The sequence below is a fragment of the Candidatus Caldatribacterium sp. genome, assembly GCA_014359405.1.
In the GTDB taxonomy this organism is placed as follows: Bacteria; Atribacterota; Atribacteria; order Atribacterales; family Caldatribacteriaceae; genus Caldatribacterium; species Caldatribacterium oleiphilum.
The window spans coordinates 1-3,157 of record JACIZN010000161.1 but is presented as its reverse complement, the minus strand read 5'-3'; the positions used below and the strand labels follow the sequence as shown (position 1 = coordinate 3,157).

2 protein-coding genes and 2 pseudogenes are annotated in these 3,157 nt (G+C 52.6%); 2 read left to right on the top strand and 2 right to left on the bottom strand.

What is annotated here, in order from left to right; all coding sequences use genetic code 11:
• Positions 1-644 (top strand): annotated as a pseudogene (locus H5U36_09790) (NYN domain-containing protein).
• A gap of 665 nt (positions 645-1,309) precedes the next feature.
• On the opposite strand, the gene H5U36_09785 reads toward H5U36_09790, so the two are convergent.
• The gene (locus H5U36_09785; GenBank protein ID MBC7218398.1) at positions 1,310-1,663 is read right to left on the bottom strand and encodes a hypothetical protein; all 354 of its coding nucleotides are present in this window, start codon (positions 1,661-1,663) and stop codon (positions 1,310-1,312) included.
• A 273-nt stretch (positions 1,664-1,936) separates the two neighbouring features.
• Here H5U36_09785 and H5U36_09780 point away from each other — a divergent pair.
• A pseudogene (locus tag H5U36_09780) lies at positions 1,937-2,327 on the top strand (HNH endonuclease).
• A gap of 92 nt (positions 2,328-2,419) precedes the next feature.
• On the opposite strand, the gene H5U36_09775 reads toward H5U36_09780, so the two are convergent.
• A partial coding sequence (locus H5U36_09775; GenBank protein ID MBC7218397.1) for a diguanylate cyclase occupies positions 2,420-3,157 on the bottom strand: 738 nt, incomplete at its 5' end.

Sequence of the window (3,157 nt, the reverse complement as noted above, 5' to 3'; positions counted from 1 at the left end):
TACGTTGACGGACTGAATTTCTACTCCGGTTTGGTTAAAAACACGCCCTACAAATGGTTAGACTTCAGAGCCTGTTTCGGAGGATCCTCCCGAAGGATTTGGAGATTCTCAAGATAAAGTACTTCACCGCCGAGGTTAAAAGTTTCCCCCAAGACCCCGAAGCCCCTCATAGGCAAAAGGTGTACTTAGAAGCTTTGCAAAGGCATATTCCCGAGATCGAGGTAATATACGGCACCTTTCTCATCAGTGAAAGGAAAAGAAAGTTAAAAAATCCCATTCAAGACAACGACGGAAAGAGCATTGAATACGCCTGCGTAATAGAACCCGAGGAAAAGGGATCCGATGTAAACCTTGCCGTCCATCTTTTAAATGATGCATGGCTCAATCTCTACGACTGGGCAGTGGTTGTCTCAAACGACAGCGATTTAGCGGAGGCGCTGAGATTGGTAAAAGAACAAAACAGGAAAAGAATCCTGTTAGTCCCACCAATCTCCAAAGAGGGCAAAACAAGGATGAAAAAGCCCACTTCAAGACTATTAGAATATGCCGATGATTTAAGGTATATCCGCAAGTCTACTCTATCAAAATGCCAGTTACCGGAAGTAATTCCGGGAACAAATCTGCACAAGCCCCCTACCTGGTAGCTGAGAATAATGCTTAACTTCCCTCTTCAGCCTACAAATGTTTCAATCCCCGATAGGTAGGCACAAAAGGCAGGATTTGGGAAGTAGGAATTAGCCAATGGGAATTGGTTCTGGTGTATAGCTCCCCAATCCCCAATTCCCAATGCCCAATCCCCGCTTTTTTCATCCCTCATAGGTAGGCTACAAACTGCGAAGCGGGACTCACAGACATCCCCTGCTACATTAGTTTCAATCCCTCATAGGTAGGCTACAAACCTGAATGTAGCGGACAACTGCCTCAATGCGAGGGGCGTTTCAATCCCTCATAGGTAGGCTACAAACCCGTTCGATAGGCTTAAAATAAGGATTCTCTGAAGAGCCCCTATTCACTTGCCAAGGTGCCCTTATGTTCATGAAGCCACGTCTTTTTCCCTCTGTCAAGCCCTGGAGGAAAATTTTCTGAAGTGTCGTCTACACCTGCGCACTTTTGCGCTACCGGAGGTCGACGACAATCCTGGGCATGGTAACCGAGGAGTCAGAGCAACAACCTCGGCGGCTCCTACCTGCGCAAAGGGCATCAGGGAAACCGGTGCTCCGTCTCCTCCTGAGGACCCCCGGCAGCCCGGAGGGCCAAACTCCTTCGGCACTCTGCTTCCCCTGCTATTAGCCAGAGACCAACCCCCGTCTCAGAAGCTCCGGTTGTAGAGTTCCCAGAAGACATCGGTATCCTTGAGGGCGGGGTTCTCCCTGGCGTAGTCGATGGCTTTCTTACCCAGGGAGTTCGTGAGGGTGGCATCGGCTCCGGCTTCAAGAAGGACCCGGACGACTTCGGGGTTTTCGTTCAGCATGGCTGCCCACATGAGGAGCGTTGCACCACTCTTATCCCGGGCGTTGACGTCAACTCCCTCTTCTATAGCCCTTTGCACATCCTGAGGAGTTCCAACTGCAAAGAGTTCGAAGAACTCGCGATCTTCAGCGTGGGCAATCGAGGAAAAGAGAACCAGCACCACCACAAGAAGGAAAACAAAGCTCTTCCGCACTGTAAGGACTCCCTTCTGCTTTGAAGTTCGGGGGAAGGCTTAAAAGCAGCCCCTCCCTAAGGGGAATTATAAACCATAAAAGCAGGTTCGTTTGGCCCTGCCCTCAGAAATGTCGGTGTCTTGTGGGGGAGCCCTTCACCTCTGCGGTGGTGAGCCAGTTCTACCTCATGAGTACCTTCAGCGCAGGGAAGAGCGCCGTAAGATACAAGCAAGGGAATTGAGCAACGACGAATTGCAGAAAAGAGCAGCAACGATTGACGGAGCCCCTAAGGAGTGGCAAGTGGTAACCAGTACGTGGCTGAATATGCCAAGCGCAGAGCCCAGGGAAGATGCCAGTTGTGTGGTAATCCGGTTCCCTTTTGCGATCAGAATGGTGAACCCTATTTGGAAACCCACCACATCGTCTGGTTGTCACGGGGTGGTAGAGACAGCATCGATAACACGGTGGAGGAAAATGCACATAGTGGACGATCCTGAGGATGTGGAAACACTGAAGCGGTGTATCGCTGAGGACCAGAGACCTCCGTGTCCCTCCCAAGGTCCGAGGCGATGCTTCCGGGATTCGGAGTGCAGAACCCGTCACCGGTTCAAGAGGACTTCAAGAGACGGAAGGAATGCAGGGGTCCCACACAGAGGGCGGGATTCCTCCATGGGTATGCCGTGAACGAAACCCAGATCGATCCACAAAGCCCCCAGCTTTATTGACGCCACCTGGCGGAGGCTATATAGAGTGGCGGAACGGAAGACGCGCTGGACTTAGGATCCAGTGGGTGAAAGCCCGTGCGGGTTCGACTCCCGCCTCTCGCACCAGGAATTCTCTCCGTTCTTCTTGGCCCTCTTCCTCTCGTACATGCGGCAGTCTGCTGTCCTTATGGCTTCCTCAGGGTCTCCTTTTCCCTCCCAGACACTCACTCCCCAGGAAAAGGGGATATCTGGCAGGGCTTCCTCTATCCGCCTCAGAGCCTTTCTTACTCCCTCTTCCTGCCCCCCTGGGAAGGCAAGGAGGATTTCATCTCCCCCAAAGCGAACGGCGGCATCCTCCCTGCGGATACTGCAAAGCACCACCGAGGCAAACCTTTGGAGGAGTCTGTCCCCGGCATGGTGCCCGCTCTGGTCGTTCACCCTCTTTAGGCCATCGATATCAATCATGGCAAAGGCAATGCTCCCACCGGAACGGTTTTGCCGCTTCACCTCCCGGGGGAGCCACTCTTCAAAGAAGTACACCCGGGAGTAGAGCCCGGTGAGGTAGTCCCGGATGGAAGAGCGCTTAAAGTACCGCACAATGCCCCCCACACCGAAAAGGAAAAGCGAAAGCCCTGCAAAGAGAAGGAAGGCTTCCGGGAAGGGGGCAATGAGAATCCCAAGAGAGGCAAGGGCAAGGCCCCCATAGAAGGCAAGGTACCAGACTCTTTCCCGAACGAGGAACTTCGTCTTGAAATAGCTATGAAGGGCAACAAAAAGAAGGGCGGCAAGGAACGCAATCCGCAGAAGGTA